Source organism: Pseudomonas sp. Z1-14 (genome assembly GCF_051132005.1).
Lineage (GTDB): Bacteria > Pseudomonadota > Gammaproteobacteria > Pseudomonadales > Pseudomonadaceae > Aquipseudomonas.
On record NZ_CP071646.1, the window covers coordinates 3824115 to 3840209 of the forward strand.

The following is a 16095-nucleotide window of genomic DNA, read 5'->3' on the forward strand; positions in this document are numbered from 1 at the left end:
TGCGGTTGTCGAGAGACCGCTTTTGGCCGTTCCTGCCCTTGGCGACAGGCAGAAATCGGCCAATTGCTGCCCGTCAGTCTGGAAGGACCGACTTTTTCAACAGAATCGGCAAGAAGCTGCCTCCCAGAAGGCTAATGCTAAGCGGTCACTCGTCAAACAAGGTCCAGCCATGGCAAATGCCGACAAAGTCTTTTGCCGTAAAAAATAATGTCAGTTCCTCTGGGGCAAATTCTTTGTAGAGCCAGTGCCCAGGAATCGGGCCTCTCGTTATCACGTATTCCAAGCGGTATTTTTGAACAGGTCCAAAACTGAAGGAGCGTGCGTTCAACTCAAACCTGTCACCTCTGTTGAGGGCCCATAGCTTTTCAACAAAGCAGTCATCAAGCACCACCTCTCCCGCTATCTCAAAGAGATACTTTGAATGAAGTTTCTTTTGAAGCCTAACGCTTCTGGCCATACATCAACCTACCTATGAACAGTCTGAGCATCGGCGTAATAATACTGGAATATGATGATGACCGCTTTGGGTCGAAAAAGGGTTGGCCTTGAGCGTCCGCTTTTGGCCGATTGCTGCCCGTCACTAGCGGCAGAATCGGCCAAATTGCTGCCCCACAAGAGAATCCCTACGCTTGAAAAAAACGGTCGGGCCGGCATGAGCAAAGGGCACTGGACGCCTTGTCATCGATAATCTCTTCGCTGGCCAGGCGTCCTACTATCGCCGCCAAAGTAACTCCAGGGTGCATTGCACAAACGTAGACGCCATCCACTTTTGGTAGATAGCCAATGATGGGAATGCCATCGGCAGGCATGGGCCTGAGTCCGACACTAGCCTGTTCCGGGTGTATGGAAACAACACCATGGAGTTCATCCTGGATTGTCTTGGCAGTTCGAAGCGCTATCGCTGCCGGCTGATTTTCCATGGCGTCGCCCAGGTAATCTTCTGCCGCAAGCAACGCACCATCCGAATCTTGCCTGACTTCCATTTCAGGGCTGGAGATGAGGGTGTGCACGAGGTTGGGTGGTGACTTGTAACGGATGGAAATAGCAGGCGAGGCCTCTATTGGCAGGGACACTCCAAGCATGTCTGTCAGCTTCGCGATGCCTGTTCCGGCTGCCAGTACGACAATATCGGCATCGATGATGTCCATTGTTGTTTTGACTCCGGTCACCGTTGCACTCTGGGTTGCAAAACCGAGCACTCGCGTCTGAGTGAGAATCTGCGCCCCATACGCCTGGGCACCTGCGATCAACGTATACGTAGCCGCCACTGCGTCCAGCGCTCCTTCTTCAGCCGCATATATAGCAGACAGCGGAGGGTTTTTGAGATTTGGTTCCAGGTCTAGAATCTGCGATCGAGACACCAGCTTTGCCAAAGCTTGATGACCTGAGGTCGGCAGCGCTCCAATCGTCTTCACGCTGTAAGACAAGGCACCTGTCCATCGTATCTCTAGACCAGGCAGCTGCGTTTCGAGTCGGCGATACTCCTTGATGGCAGAACCGCGAAGTTGCGCAATTGGGTCAGGTTCGGTGTGTGAGGTATTGAGCCAAGCGAATGAGGCACCAGTTACTCCCGAAGCTATATCTTCAGCCTCTACCAAGGTGACATTCGCGCCTTTGTCTGCCAAGTGATACGCCAATGATGCGCCAACGATGCCTGCACCAATGATAACGACTCGTTTGCCCTGACCATTTCCCATATCAACCTCCGCTCTGTCGACGTGCGGATGGTACGACAGCTGGATGATTTCATGACATGACAGCCTGATCGTTCAGCTTTTTGAGTGTTTGCTCCTGGCCGGTGTCTGCCACTCTCATCGCTCATAGCAAGCGCCCAAATGCACCCTCGATCAGCCAAAAAGGATTTACACGAACCAGAGACGATGAATGAAACCAATCGAAATTCAACACATTACGTATCTGCCGGCGGAAGTTCTTAGTTTGGAGAAAGAGGCAATTGCAGAAGGGTTCAGATTTCTGACGCGCCTGATTTCGGAATGGCATTCAGGAAAGAATAGCTTCAACGCGCCCGGTGAATGTCTCATGGCAGCGTATTCGAACCAGCAAGTGATAGGTATCGGAGGGCTATCAGTTGATCCCTATAATCAGCCCAATACCGCAAGGCTACGGCGAGTGTACGTGGCGCCTGCGGCAAGAAATCAACATGTCGGTCACGCGCTGGTGAAGGCATTGGTTGCACACGCCGCTCTTCACTTTCAGAAGGTGCGTCTTTCCACCGATACTTCTCGAGGCGATGCGTTTTACCTGCGCTGCGGCTTCATGCGAACAGAAGATGTCCATGCCACCCACATCATGGAGCTGCTCAACCCCTGACCCGCCGGCTTTCGGCCGAGAGCAGACGTTCGAACCTAAGGTATGCGATGAAGAGAAAAACAAGAATGACTGCAGCACTGACCAGTAACGCAACAACCCAGCCTGGACCTGGCTGGACGTTTGACCCTGATCGCATGATCCGAATAGCCGATTGTCATTCGATCATCGAAGTTCTTCGCCACATCAAACACAGTGGGCCGGAATGGGCGCATCGTAACGTCCACATTTGCTTTCCCGGCCCATCAAATGCTTGGGCTCTGGTGCACCCGCTTCAGAATGCCAGTGCCCCGTACTTTGACTTCATGTATACCCACAAAGAGCCGCCTCAGGAAGCGCTGTCCGCACTGCTAGGGAAGTATCCACAGTGTTCCGTCATCGACTGGTCGCCCGGACGCTTGGCCTGCATCGAAGCTCAGGGGGTGGATGTTGAGACGCTCGCTGAAATTATCCGGGATCTAGCTGAAGCTGCTTGGGAGGAGCACATCACGTTCGTCGATGCTTCGTACGAGGAAATGGGTAAAGCGTGACCCAAGAGCGGACAGTCGACCTTAGCTGTCCAAGCGCGTGCGCAAAGAACAAGTCTTGGGCAACAATCGACCAGACGGGAACGGAACGCAGGTCACCATAATCGAAGGAATGTTTGTTATGACCCACCTTGACAACGACTTGAGGGCCGATTTCGTTGAGGCACTTGAGGAAGTCTCGACGCTGATGTCCATTGCATACGAACAGCTCGGCCCTGTAACGGAAGGCCATGCATTAGCTCAGGCAGGTTTAGAGAATGGTGGTGAAATCGTTCTGGATTATGTCGATCACAACGAGGCTGGAGTAGCGTTCGAACACCTGCTTTACATGATTAACGAACCACCGCTCGTTGTTTCTGAGAAATGCATAAAAATTTTAGCTCGGATCGCAAAGTCCTTGAAGATGCCACTCACGAGATGACAAAAATTAACCCACCTGAAGGTCAGCTTTGGGTCGAAATCTGCCGGTCGCGAGTGACTGCTTTCGACCCGAAGCTGCCATTGCGTCTGCTACGCGCCGAGACCAGAACGGCTTGGGCTTGAATTCGTTCGAACCTTTCGTGGATGGTTCAGTGGCAGGATTTGCGCGATGGCAAACCCCACTTCGAAACAGGTGAAGCCAAGGATCAGAAAACTGGCTCCGTGGGCTACCGCGAATAGTTGCCAGACAGCGAACAGCATCCTCGCCACAGCGTCATATAATCCAACGCTACGGCTTGGCTGTAGTAACCGCCAGAGCGACCAGACCACCACCACGCTGCCCAGCAGGTTGGCAAAAAGCATGGCGGTAACGTCCAGTGTCGGTACTGGTCGGTCCAATACAAGCACGCTGGATAGCGTGGCGAAGCCTTTAAAAACCAATCCGGCGCTCAAGGGCGTCATAAAGCCCGCAGTAACGACCAGGTCGTACAAAGCGCTGACCCGGACAATTTGTAGATTTCTATTTACGCTGATCATAATGGCCTCTCACAGTTCGAACCCGCAGGCTAAAGCCTGGTGTTAGGTCCAGAGTCAACGCGAGATTGAAATTTATGAAGATCGGAGAAGTGGCAGCACACACGGGGGTGTCAGTCGACGCCCTAAGATTTTATGAAGAGAAAGGCTTGATCAAGCCGCTTCGTACTGCCAACGGCTATCGGTTTTATCCTGAGCAGACGCTGCAACTGGTCGGGTATATCAAGTTGGCGCAGCAGCTTGGATTTTCGCTAAGAGAGATCGGCGAGAATGTGCCTTTGCTGTGGAACAGTGACGGCGCCTCCAGCGGCCTGCTGGCACAGTTATTCGAAGAGAAAATCGCTTTACTTGATGAGCGCATCGGACAAATGCGCACGCTGCGCAATCTCTTGGCCGAGCGAGCGGTGCAGGTGTGCCCTTTAGTGGGGACCGGTCAAATTGTCTCGTTCTGAATGGCCGCCTCTGGACGAAAGCCGACGCTCGCATTTGCTTGCCAAGAAGCGAAGCAGCGCGAATCAAGCTATCCAACACAAGCACCTGCTGCTCTCTGTGTGGACATCAAAAAGCCTTAAGCGCTGCTTCGATCCCGGCCTTTCGTGCCATTCCGATCATGTCGTCGACCTCATCGCCGTCAACGATACAGCCCACGTGTTCGTCGCCTCCTGTGTTTATGTGCAAAGCGTTTGCCATGGCCCGTAAGCCAGAGATCGAAATTTCCAAGTACCTGTTCGAGGGTCAGTGTAGGGTCTGTCCGGTAGGCAAAAGGCTCTCGAATCCCGCTGGCCGTGACCAAATGCGGTGCGAGGTATTCAAACCCATCGTGTCCCTTCCAGTCGACGGCCAGCAGGGCCAGATGCTCAAGGGACCGCCCCTTTTCCATATCGAGCACGCCGTCGGTCAACGCAACGGATGGCTCTTCGCCCTGTCCATAACAGCGCATCACACGCCTGACAAGACGTGCCCGTTCCTTTTCAGGCATACGTACCAGAAGGCGCTGGGTGAATGCCTTGAGTTCGGCGCGAAAGGGATGCAGCTCGCGCATGATCGCGGCATCGCTCAACGGCGGTTCAGAGGGCGGCGGTTGATGAAAGCGGCCACCAAAAAGACGATTCAGAATCCCCAACCTCTATCTCCTCCTGAATGAACTCGAATGGTATTTCAGCGTGCAGCAGCATTGTGCTGACAGCGATCACTGCGGCGCGCTCTTGCGGGAGCAGAATCAAGAGCACGAGGATTATCCTTCACCCTCAGGTGATTACGCGAGTATGTGGACCGTACACCGGGCCTCACCCTTCCAACACCCGCATCGTATCTGGTTCCAGTAACCACGAGTATGGACGCCTAGCAATCCACCGATCCGTTCTGAAACTGGCTTAAGCAGGTCATGACTGAACAGGCCATGTTCGCGAAGTATCGCTTATACCCTGCGGGATGGTCTCGTGACCGTCTGGTATTGGCCGATAACAACCAGACACAGGATTCAGCTTTCTGATTTTTTCCGACCAACGAGCCTACGTGCCCTATGACGGCGAGACTGGGATAACGTTTTGTCCTCGGTGCAACGAGCCAAGAGTGCGGTCAGCTCAACGTCTAGCGGAAAGCCATCCTCCAGCCATTTAAGCGCCAGCCCCGACCAATATTCGGAATGCGACGTCAAGGCTGTGATCACCAGCGGCTGCAACGCTATACCGGCAGGCAGTGTATATTTTTCGCTAAGGGCTCCTACCGCATCTGGCAAATCGAGTGCAGCCGTTTCGAAAGGTTTTTCAAGCAGCGGCAGCAACCAGACATAGCTGAATTCTTCGTTCATCTTTTCCCCCTGATTGCTAATGGCGATGCTCCGTATTCTAGAAGGCAGCTCTCTGAGATCCTCAAGGAAGAACGATGAAGCTTCAGTGGTTCAATCGACACATCACCTCAAAGCGCCTTCGAGTGACCGCTCCTGGCCGATTGCAGCCCATCAGAATGGGTGGCGGCCTCCAATGACCACCTCTGTCTCCCGCGCCGCCCGGACCCACTTCAAAAACCTCTCGAATTGTTTGTAGCGGCGGAAATTAATCCGAGCCCGACGCAGCCCCCGGACGCGCCTCCAATACCATCACCCCTTCCGCCCCACCCCAAGACAAAACATCTTCCGATAATCAGAAGGCGACGTCCCCAGATGCGCGCCAAAATGCTGCCTCAACGACAGCGACGTCCCAAACCCCACCTCCCCCGCGATGCATTCAATAGGCAACTCAGTCGTTTCCAGCAACGCCTGCGCCCTAGCCACTCGTTCAGCGGTCAACCATTTCGACACAGTTGTGCCAGTCGCCTCCTTGAACCGACGGGTAAAAGTCCGTCTGCTCATTTTTGCCATGTCTGCCAGCACGTCGAGGGACAGGTCGCCGGACAGGTTCATTCGGGCCCACGTCAGGACGTCGGACAGGTGAGTCTCGCCAGATAATTGCGGCACCGGGCGTTCAACATACTGCGCCTGGCCTCCTGGCCTGTGGGGTGGCGTCACGAGCATTCTTGCGGTGCGATTCGCCACGTCTGCGCCGAGTCGCTCGCGTATCAGGTGCAAGCAACAATCAATTGCCGCTACCGTTCCGGCGGACGTCACGATGTTATCGGCGCTGACATAGAGCACTTCGGGCTTGAATCGAACCTTGGGAAAACGTTGCGCAAACTGGTCACCGGCGGCCCAGTGGGTGGTTGCTTCCTTTCCATCGAGCAGCCCGGCATCGCCGAGGACGAACGCACCCAAACACAATCCCACGATGAGCTTGCCTTGCGTATTGGCGAGCTGCAGCGCTTCTACAAGTTGGGGCGATGCAACAAGGGATTGATCGCCCCACGCCGGGATGATGATGACGTCGCAGGTTTCCATCAGCTCCAGGCCGAGGCTTACCAACAGGCCAATGTCCTGGTCAGTGCTGATCACTCCGGGCACTTCTGCGCAGTAATTGATTTCGTACCGAGGCCCATCGGGTGCGGGTTGCGCGGTTCCCAATACCATTCCCGGCACGGAAAGATGAAAAAGGCTGACGCCTTCGAAAGCTAGAACAGCAACGCCTATGGGAAGCATGAGGAGGCCTCGATTCGCCCTGTGGGGCTCAAGCCGAACCACGTCGAGCAGTTGGCCCGATTATAGCGAAATATGTCGTTCGGGCCACTGTTGGCTCGCGAGACATTCAGCAAGAATGGACTCCTCGATGTAAACAACAGGATTGATTCTTATGAAACTCAGAACTTTACCGCTTGCCGTCAGCATGGCGTGTGCCGTAGCCACTGCCCCCGCGTTCGCCAGTTCGAATGCTCCCAAGGCGCCGGACGCCTCTCACAAGTTGGATCTGCAGCAGGTTCGTAACGCGACGGTGAAAATCACCTACGGTGACACCACTTTCCTGATCGATCCGATGCTGGCAAAAAAAGGCGCTTATCCGGGTTTTGAAAATACCTATCGAAGCAACCTGCGCAACCCCTTGGTTGATCTGACGGAATCGCCTGAGAAAGTTATCGCTGGAGTCGACGCCGTCATCGTCACCCATACGCACCTGGATCACTGGGACGATGCCGCGCAGAAAGCGCTGCCTAAAGACATTCCGTTGTTCGCCCAACATGAAGAAGATGCACGGCTGATTCGTTCCCAGGGTTTCAAGAACGTACGCGTGCTGACGGATGAAGCCGAATTCGGCGGCGTGAAGATCACCAAGACCGGCGGCCAGCATGGCACTGACGAAATGTATGCCGTGCCAGCGCTCGCAAAACCGCTAGGCGAAGCCATGGGCGTGGTTTTCCAATCGCCGGGCTATAAGACGCTCTACCTTGCAGGTGACACGATCTGGCGTAGCGAGGTCGACCAGGCCATCAACCAGTACCGCCCGGAAGTTATCGTGCTCAACGCCGGGAAGGCAAAAATGGCGGGATTCGACGGCTCGATCATCATGGGCGAAGAAGATGTGCTTCGCGCCTCGAAAGCCGCGAAAAGCGCACAAATTGTCGCGGTGCACATGGACGCGATCAACCATATGTCCCTGACTCGTGAAGAGCTGCGCGCTTACGTCAAGAAGCAAGGGATTGAGGGGCGTGTGGACATTCCGGAAGACGGCGCTTCGCTGGAATTCTAAAAGCGGAAGGGGGCAGATTTATTCAGCAAATAAATCTATCCCCTTTTTTCAATGCCATTAACACTCAAACCCGCACCGAAAACCGCTCCGCCGCCCGCCTCTCGAACATCGCCTGTTCCGTCTCCCGCGTCGCCCGCTCGCCCTTGTACGCCAACTGATTGAAAAACAACCCGTCAGAATATTCCTGTATGGACACCGACCCACGGTCTTTCAGCAACGGGGCCAGATCGATCGTGTTGGCAAAGTTTTCCTTGGTCAGGCTGTAGAGGCCCAGGTAGCTGCCGGACCATGGCGAGTCGGCGTCGACCAGGTCGATCGAGGCGTCGCGGACTGCGATGGCGGCGGCTTTCAGGTCCTTGGAGTCGTTGAGCAAGTCGGTCAGCCGCTGGATATCGGAGCTGTTGAGCTGGCCGGCGCTGTTGAGGACTTTCAGGCTCCCATCGGCGTCGACGGTGAAGCCGTATTTCTTGCCGGCCAAGTCCGGGTGGGTCGTCGAGAGCGTGGATTGGAAATCCTCGAACGAGGACTTCAGCGTACTGGTTGCCCCTTTGAGGACCTCGGCGTATCGAGGAAAGTCCGCTGATTGAGAGCGACCGATCCAGGTCTCGATCGCCACAGGCATCGGCATTGTTGCCTGGGCTTCTTCGCTGGGATGGAAGATGGCCGCTGGGCTGGCGTTTGCCAGGAGTTCTTTCGCAGCGTCTGTCGGCGCCTTGGTCACGAGCGCCTGTTCGGAGCGCGTGAGGTTGGTATTGGCCGGCGGGATGTAAGCGGAACTGACGGTGAGTACCATTTTTCATCTGTCCATGATGGGCGGGTTCGTTCAGGTTATCGGCGGTGCTGGATCCAACTTTAGAAGATCGCTCCATGTCGCCAGCTTCGTAGCTTCTGGAGGGGGTGCGTTCCGCAGCCTGGGCTGATGATTGAATCCGTGGAAAGAATCACCACCGTTGATTGTTACCAGAGTATTTCATCGGCATTTCATCAACTTTTCTGAACGGCAGTCGATGGACTTGCAGATCCCAGGGAGCAGTTCAGAATGAGAAACAATCAACCGGTCACGCAACGTGAGATTTCACTCGCACCTCAGCAGAAGCTGATTTCCACCACGGATACGCGAGGCGTCATCACGTATTGCAATGACGCCTTCGTCGAGATCAGCGGATTCGACAAGGTGGACCTGATCGGCGCACCACAGAATATCGTTCGTCATCCGGATGTGCCGCCCGCCGTGTTTGCGCACATGTGGGCCGCGCTCAAGCAAGGCAAGCCGTGGATGGGGATCGTCAAGAACCGCTCGAAAAACGGCGACCATTATTGGGTCAATGCCTACGTCACGCCTGTTTACGAAGGGAGCCAGGTCGTCGGTTACGAATCGGTACGAGTCAAGCCGACGGCCAGCCAGATCCGCCGCGCCGAAGCGCTCTACAAACGCATCAGGCTCGGCAAGGCAGCTGTCCCGGGTGTTGATCGCTGGTACCCCTTCCTGCTCAGTTGGGTACCGGTTCTGTTGATGGGTTTATTGGGCACAGTGGGCGGCGCCTTCCTCAATACCGCCATGGCGATGCTGCTTGCTGTCGGAATATCGATTCCGGTCGGGTTGATCATCTCGCGCCAGCAGAACAAAGGCGCGCTGCGTCTGTTGGAAATGGCCGAGGCATCAACCTCGGATGCGTTGCTGGCGAAAATGTACAGCGACGAGCGCGGCCTGCAGGCTCGCCTTGAAACAGCTTTCGAGAGCCAGGCATCCCGGCTCAAAACGTGCCTCACTCGCCTGCAGGACACCGCCGAGCAACTGACCGGTTTGGCCGGCAGGTCCGACGGCCTGGCCGCCGACAGTTCACGCGGGCTTGAACGGCAACGCGTCGAGACTGAGCAAGTGTCGGCGGCGGTGAATCAGATGTCGGCGACCACCCAAGAGGTCGCCAGTCATGTCCAGCGCACGGCTGACGCTACCCAGGAAGCCAACGTGCTGACCGGGCGCGGACGCGACGTGGCCCGTGACACCCGCCAGGCGATTCAGCGTCTCTCCGAGGTCGTGGGCGAAACCGGGCTGACGGTTGCGCAGCTGGCCAAGGACAGCAACGAAATCGGGACGGTGGTCGATGTCATCAAAGGCATTGCCGACCAGACCAACCTGCTGGCGTTGAACGCCGCCATCGAAGCCGCGCGCGCCGGAGACATGGGCAGGGGGTTCGCGGTGGTTGCCGATGAAGTGCGACAACTGGCACAGCGCACGACTGAGTCCACCACGCAGATTCATAGCCTGATTTCCAAGCTGCAGGTCTCCTCCAGCAACGCCGTGAAAACCATGGAAAGCGGCCACCGACAAGCTGAGGAAGGCGTCGCCTGGGTGCTTGAGGCAGACAAAGCACTGATCGGCATCAGCGAAGCCGTGGCACACATCACCGACATGACCACCCAGATTGCCGCTGCGACAGAAGAGCAAACCGCGGTGGCCGACGAAATCAGCCGCAATATCACCACCATCGCGAACCTGGCAGACCAGACCTCCGAACAGGCCAGGCACTCCGCGGAGTTGAGCAAGGAACTGACGCGAACAGCCATGACTCAGTACTCGTTGGTGGAGCGATTTAATCGCTAGTCAATCAACCGAATTGAATTCGCTTTGCCGAAGCTGGTGTTGCGAGGCGGACCGGGGTGACCTGGTCCGCTTCGGCGCGCGAGCGGCTTCGCTACACCACCTCGTCATCCCCGCCCCTTGATGTAACGCTCGAGTCGCAATTTGAGACCCATACGATTCCTTTCCAGTGTTTCCTTAGCAATCGACGCAAGTTCCGATGTAATACTCGAGCCCCGCTGGGAAACTCATACCCAAGACCTGTTCGATGATTGTTAGCTGCTCACTTGTTATTTCCAGCTCTCCAGGGCTAAATTTTCCGAAAGATGTCCCTTCGGTTATTTGGGCTAGCATTTCATTCTGCTCAGAATTTCTGACGGACATTTCGAACTGCAATGAATCATCTTTTTTGTCATCTGGATAAAAGCCAGTTATCAAAAAATAGGGCACGGCATTCCACTCCTATTATCGTGGGTTGCTCTACCTGGCTTGACAGGTTTCGCTTGGCTAACAGTTAATGTCGTATCCGCCTAATCGATTTTCTTGATGTTTGGTCCAAGACTGCGTGCTTCGTGCAAGCCGATTACCAAACGGTTCGATAACGAAAAGAGATCTGATAATCAAATTGTCCTGGGTCGATCAAATGTTCGAAAAGTTGTAGAACCGAAATCCATTCTCCGCGCACATCAAAGCCTCCATCGTACATACGGGGCTCTCCCTCTAAGCCCAGCGCGACGATTAGAGATGTATCGTCCCCCATATCTCTCGAATATTCTTTTCCTGCACCCAATTCAGTTTCCTTGTCATACCAGTCCAACCTCACTTTCATACCCATTTTAAATCCTCACAAATATTTTTTGATATTACGATTTTTTTTAACCGGACCTATCTGAAGACCCGTCTCGTGGCTGAATGCACCTAGGTGACTTCCATCGCTTGCACGATACGCCTCAAGTTCTCCATGCCTGGAATCCCATTCATAAATAGTCCGCCCTTTAGGATCAACCCAGCGCTCCCTAAGTCCTGCTCCTCCTTGTTTCGGTGTTTTCTTTTTTGCCGCTTCAAGATTTAAGAAGCCTGTGATTTCTTCAGTGTCCGGGGCTGGATAATAGTCATGGTCTGAATTAGAGCTTCGTCTGACAGAGGCAACCACATAAACCGGCCGAACCCCCGAATCCACCGGAAACACCAGGATGAAATCCTTGTACTCCGGCGGATAGATCGGGTTGACGATGATGCTGTCCGCCACGGGCGTCGGCGGATAAATCCAGATGTGTGGCGTCTGAGGTGCGGCTTCCAAGGCCGGGATGCCGAGGGTGTCGGATGGGTTGGTGGCTGGGGTCCAGATCAGTTCGATGCCGTCGCCAAGGTCCGCGACGTATTGGTCGGCACGCGGCGTCAGCTGGATGACGTCGACCATTTCCCAGTCACGGTTCTGGCCGGTGTAGAAGCCATAGCCCTTGAGGCTGCCATCGGCCTGTTGCTCGATGCTCAGGCGCATGCGGCTGCGGGCCTGTTTGAGATTGCGCAGCTGGTCTTCGCTGTAGAGTGCGCTGTCGCCGAGGCTGGAGGGCCAGAGCAAGGCGACGACGCCGGTCAACAGCGCCGCGCCGACCGTGCCGCCGACGGCTCCGGCGCTGGATACTGCGGACCCGCCCAGCGCGAGTCTGCCGATTGCGGCGGGTATCGCGCTTGAGCCGATCTGCTTCAGGGGAAGGGTTCCCGACGCGTCGGGGCTCCTGCCGCCAAGCCACATCAGGTCGCCGTACTGCTTGATCAGGTCCGGCGGAACAAAGCCGTTGGGGTTGTTGTAGTCAATGATTCCGTTGGGCAGCGCGCAGCTTTTGGCGAACACCGACCCGGTGATGACGAGAGGCGTCCTCTCAACCTTGGCCCAACGTTGTTTTTCATAAGCAGCCTGTCGGGCAAGCATGGCTTTGTGGCCACGCTGGAGTGCTTCGTACTCGGCCACCTCGCTGGAGGTCATGTCTCGATAGGAAACGCGGTGCCCTTCTCCAGAAGGTGGATTGCGAATTTTGGGCAGGTCTTTGGGGCGTGTGGTCACGAGTCGCGAATCTCATCCTGAAAATCCAGGACGGACGCTAACGCAAGGGGTAAGCGCGGCGATGTAGGACGCGTCTTGAATTGGCTACTCCGTTTTCCTCAAACGCCAGAGGGCCGGGGTCGAAATAATTAGCGGAACCGCACAAAGCTGCTTATGAGTCTTTCCCAACAGTTTGCGAGTTCACTATCCTACGCATCCAACCCAAACGGACTTTGCCTAGATGCATCTGCGTTCAAGCTTGTTGTGCCTGTGCCTTTTCAGCAGCCTTGGCCAGGCCGCTGTCGACTGTTCTGCCCTGGCGGAAAAGCTCTCGGGAACGGTCCCTGAATTTCATCCGTCAGTGCAAGGCAAGGTCATTGGCACCGGGCGCCTGCATTTCCACGAAGCGCCGGATGGGGCTTGCGCCAACAAGAAGATTTTCGTGATACCCGGCGACTCCCTCACCGTTTACGCCAGTCTTGAAGACGAGTCCTGGCTGGAAGTGAATTACATCGCCAAGGATGGCGAGGACTACACCGGTTGGGTGAAGGCAGACCGGGTACAGATTGGCGAACCTTACGGAGCTCAACCGGACACCGATGACGCGCCAGAGGCTGATGCCCAATAATCGGTCAGGTTGCTGTCGACCAATCATTCAGCCGACTCGGCGGTTGTTCCACCTCGTTCAAATCCACCGCTGCTTTTGGGCTGGCGGCTTTCAGGAGATCTGCATTTGATTGGATATCGGTTCGAGCGCACCGCGCGGGGTGACTTGCACATCCACTCGCTCAACCGGGTGCAGAGCGTATTCGTGTTGTTTACCAGTGCGCTGGCCTTGATCTTTCCCGTGGGAGCCGTGCTGGCGATTGCCACTGCGGACTCGTCGCTGGTGGGCCTGGACCCACTGACCTTGCTTCTGATGATGCTCGGGCTGCTGTTGATTCCTGCCCTGGGCCTGGCGCTGCTGGTCTACACCGGCACCCGCGAGACCCTGCTGCTGTCGCGCGTTGACGGTGAAGGCAAGCGTCGCACCCGAAACTTTTTTGGACGCCGTGAGCGGGTGCGATCGGTGTTCAGCATCGACGCCGTCAAATACCTCGAACTTCGCCGCCACCCGGAGGCCGAGCCAGCCCGCACCCAGCTATGGCTGGTGCTGCGCGATGGTACCGAACACCGCCTGACGAGCGACAACGTTCCGGTAGTGCCGGGAAGCAAACGCACTGACCTTTGGCTGCGTGAGCTGGCCGACTACCTGCAAGTACCAGTGCCCAGCGAGGTCATGATCGGTTCGACGGCCGTTGCGAAGGCAGCCTACCGGCCTGCTCCAACCCCGGCGAAGATCGCCAGGCTGCGCAAAGCAAAGGCGCCGACGCCTTCGGCTGAGACGACTGAGCAACTGGGCACCCCCGTCCGCGCCCTGCTCGCCCTGTTTGGCGCCTTCCTGGCTGTGTATGAGCTGACCCGCATCATCACGTTGGTGCCTTCGCTGTTTACCGGACGGCTGCGCATTGGCATCAGTCGCCCGACGACCTTCTACTGGGCCGAGGAGCCGATGACCTTTTCCTTTCACATGCTTATCGGCGTCGCCGAGCTGCTGGTCATCGGGGTCATCGCCTGGGGTTGTTTGCGCGTGGCGATCGAGGGGCGGATGAAGTCCAATCCTTGAGGGCGGTTGCTCCCGCTCGGCTGCACAGTGGCCGCAAAAATCTTGGGACCGCTACGCGATCCAGCGGGAGCAAGCTCCCTCGCCACGGGGGGCTGGGTTGGATTGATTATTTCTGAGCGCCAGAAAAACCTGTGGGAGCGAGCCTGCTCGCGAAAGCGGTCCTACACTGCTGACCACCGCCATCGCGAGCAGGGCTAACGGTCCGCGCTATTCATCAACAAGCCGAAAACCGAATTCCCGCCGTAACACCGCCACGACCTGCTCAACAGATGGCCCCTGTATCGGCGGAGGATCAGGACGCTCGCAAAATTCCCGCCAGACAAAGAGCGTCAATTCCGCACCATCGGTCTGAGGCAAACTGCTGTCGATCGAGCCGAAAGTCTGCAGCAGCCGGTACCTGTCGTCGTCCCAGAACAGCGCTTCGACCCAGTGATAAACCGGAATGAAATGGAAGTGGATGGAGTAACCAGCGTCATGACCAAAACGGCCAATGTACAGTCGTCTTGGTTGCAGGCAGGTTTCGATGGCGTGCTGGATTCGCGCTTGCAATACACCCAACTCCACCAGCGCTTCAGCCGACAGCGATGCCAAGGCATTCGTCATCTGTTTTGCGCTGAGCATCAGGTAGCCGGGCAGTGCACTGTCCACGCGGTGATTGATGAGCCAATGCTCTGATTCATGAACGACAAAGCGAGGCGATATTTCCATCGGATGACCTTGATGAAGTTGGGGACGACGGATCAAGGCAACTTACAACCTGCCTCCACTGGACGCAGGCGCTCCCGCCAGGAAATCCGCTATCAACGATACGACCTCCTGTTGAATCACCCCACGATCACGCCCGTTTTCGCCGTCCCGGCAAATGATGCCATCGCCTGGCACTTCTTCTTCGAGCATTGCCTGCGCGCCAGGTTTGCAAATCGACATGAAACTGAAATGGCTGGCGTCGCTGATTTCCACATAACGGCTAGACACCGGCGGCAGGCGCCTGGCGAGGTCGGCGGACTCCAACTCGGCGGGAAGTTCGCGCGAGGGCACGCCGGCAGCAATCACCAGGGCGGGCACCGGCAGCGCGGAGAGGCTTTCATCGGTCAGGCCTCGCGACAGGCCCAGATCCAGAGTGATCACGGCCGTGACGCGTTTGTCGCGCCAGTCGGCGGCCAGCGCGGCTTTCGAGTCCGGACTACTCGCCGGATTCATCTGCCCGTAGACGGTGCAGCTGGCTAGCTGCGGATGGGTTTTGCAATCCTCGGCAAAACGGTCCGGATCAAAACGGGCGCCGGCCATTTCCAGGGCGGTCCAGCCACCGAGTGAATGGCCCACGACTGCGACGCGATGATTGGCAACCTGGCCGAATTTTTCCGGTTGGGTCGTGACCTCTTCGATGGTTCGGCGCAGATCAACGGACCGCTGCCATAACTGCGCCGCTGCTTGCGGACTGCGGTCATGGGTGGTGGTGCCAGGATGATTGACGGCCGCGACGATGTACCCCTTACGGGCCAAGGCACTGGCAAGCCAGACCTGATTGCTCCAGTTGCCCCTGTATCCATGAGAAAGCACCACCAGGGGATGATCACCGGCGGACGGCGGCGCGTCACGAACGGCAGATGCGCCGACAAATACCGCGTTATCGGCGATCAGTTGCGGGGTTGCGGCAGTCGCGCCGGGGTACCAGACGACCATTTCCAACAGCCGGTCATCCTGCGGATTCGACACTGTCGAAGAGCGAAAGCCGACAGGGTTTTCGTCAGCGAATACGGAGGTGGCCAGGCAAGCCAGAAACAGAGCCGCAAAAGCATTGTTCAATGTCGTCTTCCTTGATCGGACAAACAGTTGAGTTGCGCGGGGCATTAAAGCCTAATTCCGTACCGCCGTGCCTGACT

The 16095-nt window shown here is 56.4% G+C and carries 20 protein-coding genes and 1 pseudogene; 9 read left to right on the forward strand and 12 right to left on the reverse strand.

The genetic code is table 11. From position 1 onward, the window contains the following. Positions 1-145: 145 nt before the first annotated feature. Both J3P89_RS17160 and J3P89_RS17165 read right to left on the reverse strand, forming a co-directional pair. The gene (locus J3P89_RS17160) at positions 146-457 is read right to left on the reverse strand and encodes a hypothetical protein (protein ID WP_434695019.1); all 312 of its coding nucleotides are present in this window, start codon (positions 455-457) and stop codon (positions 146-148) included. A gap of 166 nt (positions 458-623) precedes the next feature. Next, positions 624-1736 carry an NAD(P)/FAD-dependent oxidoreductase gene (locus J3P89_RS17165; RefSeq protein ID WP_434698016.1) on the reverse strand — a complete coding sequence of 371 codons (1113 nt, stop codon included), beginning with the start codon at positions 1734-1736 and terminating at the stop codon, positions 624-626. A gap of 148 nt (positions 1737-1884) precedes the next feature. On the opposite strand from J3P89_RS17165, the gene J3P89_RS17170 reads away from it, so the two are divergent. The 3 genes from J3P89_RS17170 to J3P89_RS17180 all read left to right on the forward strand — a co-directional run bounded on the left by J3P89_RS17170 (position 1885) and on the right by J3P89_RS17180 (position 3276). Beyond that, on the forward strand, positions 1885-2331 hold the full coding sequence (locus J3P89_RS17170) for a GNAT family N-acetyltransferase (protein WP_434695020.1): 447 nt from the start codon (positions 1885-1887) through the stop codon (positions 2329-2331). A gap of 65 nt (positions 2332-2396) precedes the next feature. Next, the gene (locus J3P89_RS17175) at positions 2397-2858 is read left to right on the forward strand and encodes a hypothetical protein (protein ID WP_434695023.1); all 462 of its coding nucleotides are present in this window, start codon (positions 2397-2399) and stop codon (positions 2856-2858) included. Between the two features lie 118 nt (positions 2859-2976). Beyond that, positions 2977-3276 carry a MafI family immunity protein gene (locus J3P89_RS17180; protein ID WP_434695024.1) on the forward strand — a complete coding sequence of 100 codons (300 nt, stop codon included), beginning with the start codon at positions 2977-2979 and terminating at the stop codon, positions 3274-3276. Between the two features lie 89 nt (positions 3277-3365). Here J3P89_RS17180 and J3P89_RS17185 read toward each other — a convergent pair whose 3' ends face one another. Further along, on the reverse strand, positions 3366-3812 hold the full coding sequence (locus J3P89_RS17185; RefSeq protein ID WP_434695025.1) for a hypothetical protein: 447 nt from the start codon (positions 3810-3812) through the stop codon (positions 3366-3368). Between the two features lie 74 nt (positions 3813-3886). On the opposite strand from J3P89_RS17185, the gene J3P89_RS17190 reads away from it, so the two are divergent. Then, on the forward strand, positions 3887-4261 hold the full coding sequence (locus tag J3P89_RS17190) for a MerR family transcriptional regulator (RefSeq protein ID WP_434695026.1): 375 nt from the start codon (positions 3887-3889) through the stop codon (positions 4259-4261). Positions 4262-4440: 179 nt separating this feature from the next. Here J3P89_RS17190 and J3P89_RS17195 read toward each other — a convergent pair whose 3' ends face one another. The 3 genes from J3P89_RS17195 to J3P89_RS17205 all read right to left on the reverse strand — a co-directional run bounded on the left by J3P89_RS17195 (position 4441) and on the right by J3P89_RS17205 (position 6879). Beyond that, positions 4441-4932, reverse strand: coding sequence for a DUF6630 family protein (locus J3P89_RS17195; RefSeq protein WP_434695027.1), 492 nt, complete (start codon positions 4930-4932; stop codon positions 4441-4443). Between the two features lie 357 nt (positions 4933-5289). Beyond that, positions 5290-5619 carry a hypothetical protein gene (locus J3P89_RS17200; protein ID WP_122811180.1) on the reverse strand — a complete coding sequence of 110 codons (330 nt, stop codon included), beginning with the start codon at positions 5617-5619 and terminating at the stop codon, positions 5290-5292. A gap of 288 nt (positions 5620-5907) precedes the next feature. Further along, positions 5908-6879 (reverse strand): GlxA family transcriptional regulator, encoded by a 972-nt coding sequence (locus tag J3P89_RS17205; RefSeq protein ID WP_434695030.1) that lies wholly within the window; start codon positions 6877-6879, stop codon positions 5908-5910. Between the two features lie 151 nt (positions 6880-7030). Here J3P89_RS17205 and J3P89_RS17210 point away from each other — a divergent pair, with 151 nt between their 5' ends. Beyond that, entirely contained in the window at positions 7031-7921 is an 891-nt protein-coding gene (locus J3P89_RS17210; RefSeq protein ID WP_434695032.1) for an MBL fold metallo-hydrolase, read from the forward strand. A gap of 64 nt (positions 7922-7985) precedes the next feature. Here J3P89_RS17210 and J3P89_RS17215 read toward each other — a convergent pair whose 3' ends face one another. Next, the gene (locus J3P89_RS17215; protein WP_434695034.1) at positions 7986-8714 is read right to left on the reverse strand and encodes a hypothetical protein; all 729 of its coding nucleotides are present in this window, start codon (positions 8712-8714) and stop codon (positions 7986-7988) included. A 246-nt stretch (positions 8715-8960) separates the two neighbouring features. On the opposite strand from J3P89_RS17215, the pseudogene J3P89_RS17220 reads away from it, so the two are divergent. Further along, positions 8961-9239: pseudogene (locus tag J3P89_RS17220) on the forward strand (PAS domain-containing protein); the annotation flags it as partial. 195 nt (positions 9240-9434) lie between these two features. Next, positions 9435-10526, forward strand: coding sequence for a methyl-accepting chemotaxis protein (locus J3P89_RS17225; protein WP_434698018.1), 1092 nt, complete (start codon positions 9435-9437; stop codon positions 10524-10526). Positions 10527-10700: 174 nt separating this feature from the next. On the opposite strand, the gene J3P89_RS17230 is transcribed toward J3P89_RS17225, so the two are convergent. The 3 genes from J3P89_RS17230 to J3P89_RS17240 all read right to left on the reverse strand — a co-directional run bounded on the left by J3P89_RS17230 (position 10701) and on the right by J3P89_RS17240 (position 12567). Next, on the reverse strand, positions 10701-10952 hold the full coding sequence (locus J3P89_RS17230) for a pyocin S6 family toxin immunity protein (RefSeq protein ID WP_434695036.1): 252 nt from the start codon (positions 10950-10952) through the stop codon (positions 10701-10703). A 133-nt stretch (positions 10953-11085) separates the two neighbouring features. Beyond that, positions 11086-11337 carry a colicin E3-like toxin immunity protein gene (locus tag J3P89_RS17235; RefSeq protein WP_434695037.1) on the reverse strand — a complete coding sequence of 84 codons (252 nt, stop codon included), beginning with the start codon at positions 11335-11337 and terminating at the stop codon, positions 11086-11088. Between the two features lie 9 nt (positions 11338-11346). Further along, positions 11347-12567, reverse strand: coding sequence for an S-type pyocin domain-containing protein (locus J3P89_RS17240; RefSeq protein WP_434695039.1), 1221 nt, complete (start codon positions 12565-12567; stop codon positions 11347-11349). Positions 12568-12787: 220 nt separating this feature from the next. On the opposite strand from J3P89_RS17240, the gene J3P89_RS17245 reads away from it, so the two are divergent. Together J3P89_RS17245 and J3P89_RS17250 are read left to right on the forward strand one after the other, a co-directional pair. Then, complete coding sequence (locus J3P89_RS17245) at positions 12788-13174, forward strand: hypothetical protein (protein ID WP_434695040.1); 387 nt, start codon at positions 12788-12790, stop codon at positions 13172-13174. Between the two features lie 105 nt (positions 13175-13279). Further along, entirely contained in the window at positions 13280-14212 is a 933-nt protein-coding gene (locus tag J3P89_RS17250) for a hypothetical protein (protein ID WP_434695041.1), read from the forward strand. A gap of 207 nt (positions 14213-14419) precedes the next feature. On the opposite strand, the gene J3P89_RS17255 is transcribed toward J3P89_RS17250, so the two are convergent. After that, the gene (locus tag J3P89_RS17255) at positions 14420-14920 is read right to left on the reverse strand and encodes an HIT family protein (RefSeq protein WP_434698019.1); all 501 of its coding nucleotides are present in this window, start codon (positions 14918-14920) and stop codon (positions 14420-14422) included. 42 nt (positions 14921-14962) lie between these two features. Next, positions 14963-16018: an alpha/beta hydrolase family protein gene (locus J3P89_RS17260; RefSeq protein WP_434695042.1), complete on the reverse strand. Its 1056-nt coding sequence runs from the start codon at positions 16016-16018 to the stop codon at positions 14963-14965. Positions 16019-16095: the final 77 nt, after the last annotated feature.

Bases quoted from the DNA above. Each gene is read 5' to 3' on its own strand.
- J3P89_RS17170 (WP_434695020.1), top strand. From the start codon at position 1,885: ATGAAACCAATCGAAATTCAACACATTACGTATCTGCCGGCGGAAGTT.
- J3P89_RS17160 (WP_434695019.1), bottom strand. From the start codon at position 457: ATGGCCAGAAGCGTTAGGCTTCAAAAGAAACTTCATTCAAAGTATCTC.
- J3P89_RS17200 (WP_122811180.1), bottom strand. From the start codon at position 5,619: ATGAACGAAGAATTCAGCTATGTCTGGTTGCTGCCGCTGCTTGAAAAA.
- J3P89_RS17180 (WP_434695024.1), top strand. From the start codon at position 2,977: ATGACCCACCTTGACAACGACTTGAGGGCCGATTTCGTTGAGGCACTT.
- J3P89_RS17215 (WP_434695034.1), bottom strand. From the start codon at position 8,714: ATGGTACTCACCGTCAGTTCCGCTTACATCCCGCCGGCCAATACCAAC.
- J3P89_RS17185 (WP_434695025.1), bottom strand. From the start codon at position 3,812: ATGATCAGCGTAAATAGAAATCTACAAATTGTCCGGGTCAGCGCTTTG.
- J3P89_RS17175 (WP_434695023.1), top strand. From the start codon at position 2,397: ATGACTGCAGCACTGACCAGTAACGCAACAACCCAGCCTGGACCTGGC.
- J3P89_RS17235 (WP_434695037.1), bottom strand. From the start codon at position 11,337: ATGGGTATGAAAGTGAGGTTGGACTGGTATGACAAGGAAACTGAATTG.
- J3P89_RS17255 (WP_434698019.1), bottom strand. From the start codon at position 14,920: ATGGAAATATCGCCTCGCTTTGTCGTTCATGAATCAGAGCATTGGCTC.
- J3P89_RS17245 (WP_434695040.1), top strand. From the start codon at position 12,788: ATGCATCTGCGTTCAAGCTTGTTGTGCCTGTGCCTTTTCAGCAGCCTT.
- J3P89_RS17190 (WP_434695026.1), top strand. From the start codon at position 3,887: ATGAAGATCGGAGAAGTGGCAGCACACACGGGGGTGTCAGTCGACGCC.
- J3P89_RS17225 (WP_434698018.1), top strand. From the start codon at position 9,435: ATGGGTTTATTGGGCACAGTGGGCGGCGCCTTCCTCAATACCGCCATG.
- J3P89_RS17205 (WP_434695030.1), bottom strand. From the start codon at position 6,879: ATGCTTCCCATAGGCGTTGCTGTTCTAGCTTTCGAAGGCGTCAGCCTT.
- J3P89_RS17210 (WP_434695032.1), top strand. From the start codon at position 7,031: ATGAAACTCAGAACTTTACCGCTTGCCGTCAGCATGGCGTGTGCCGTA.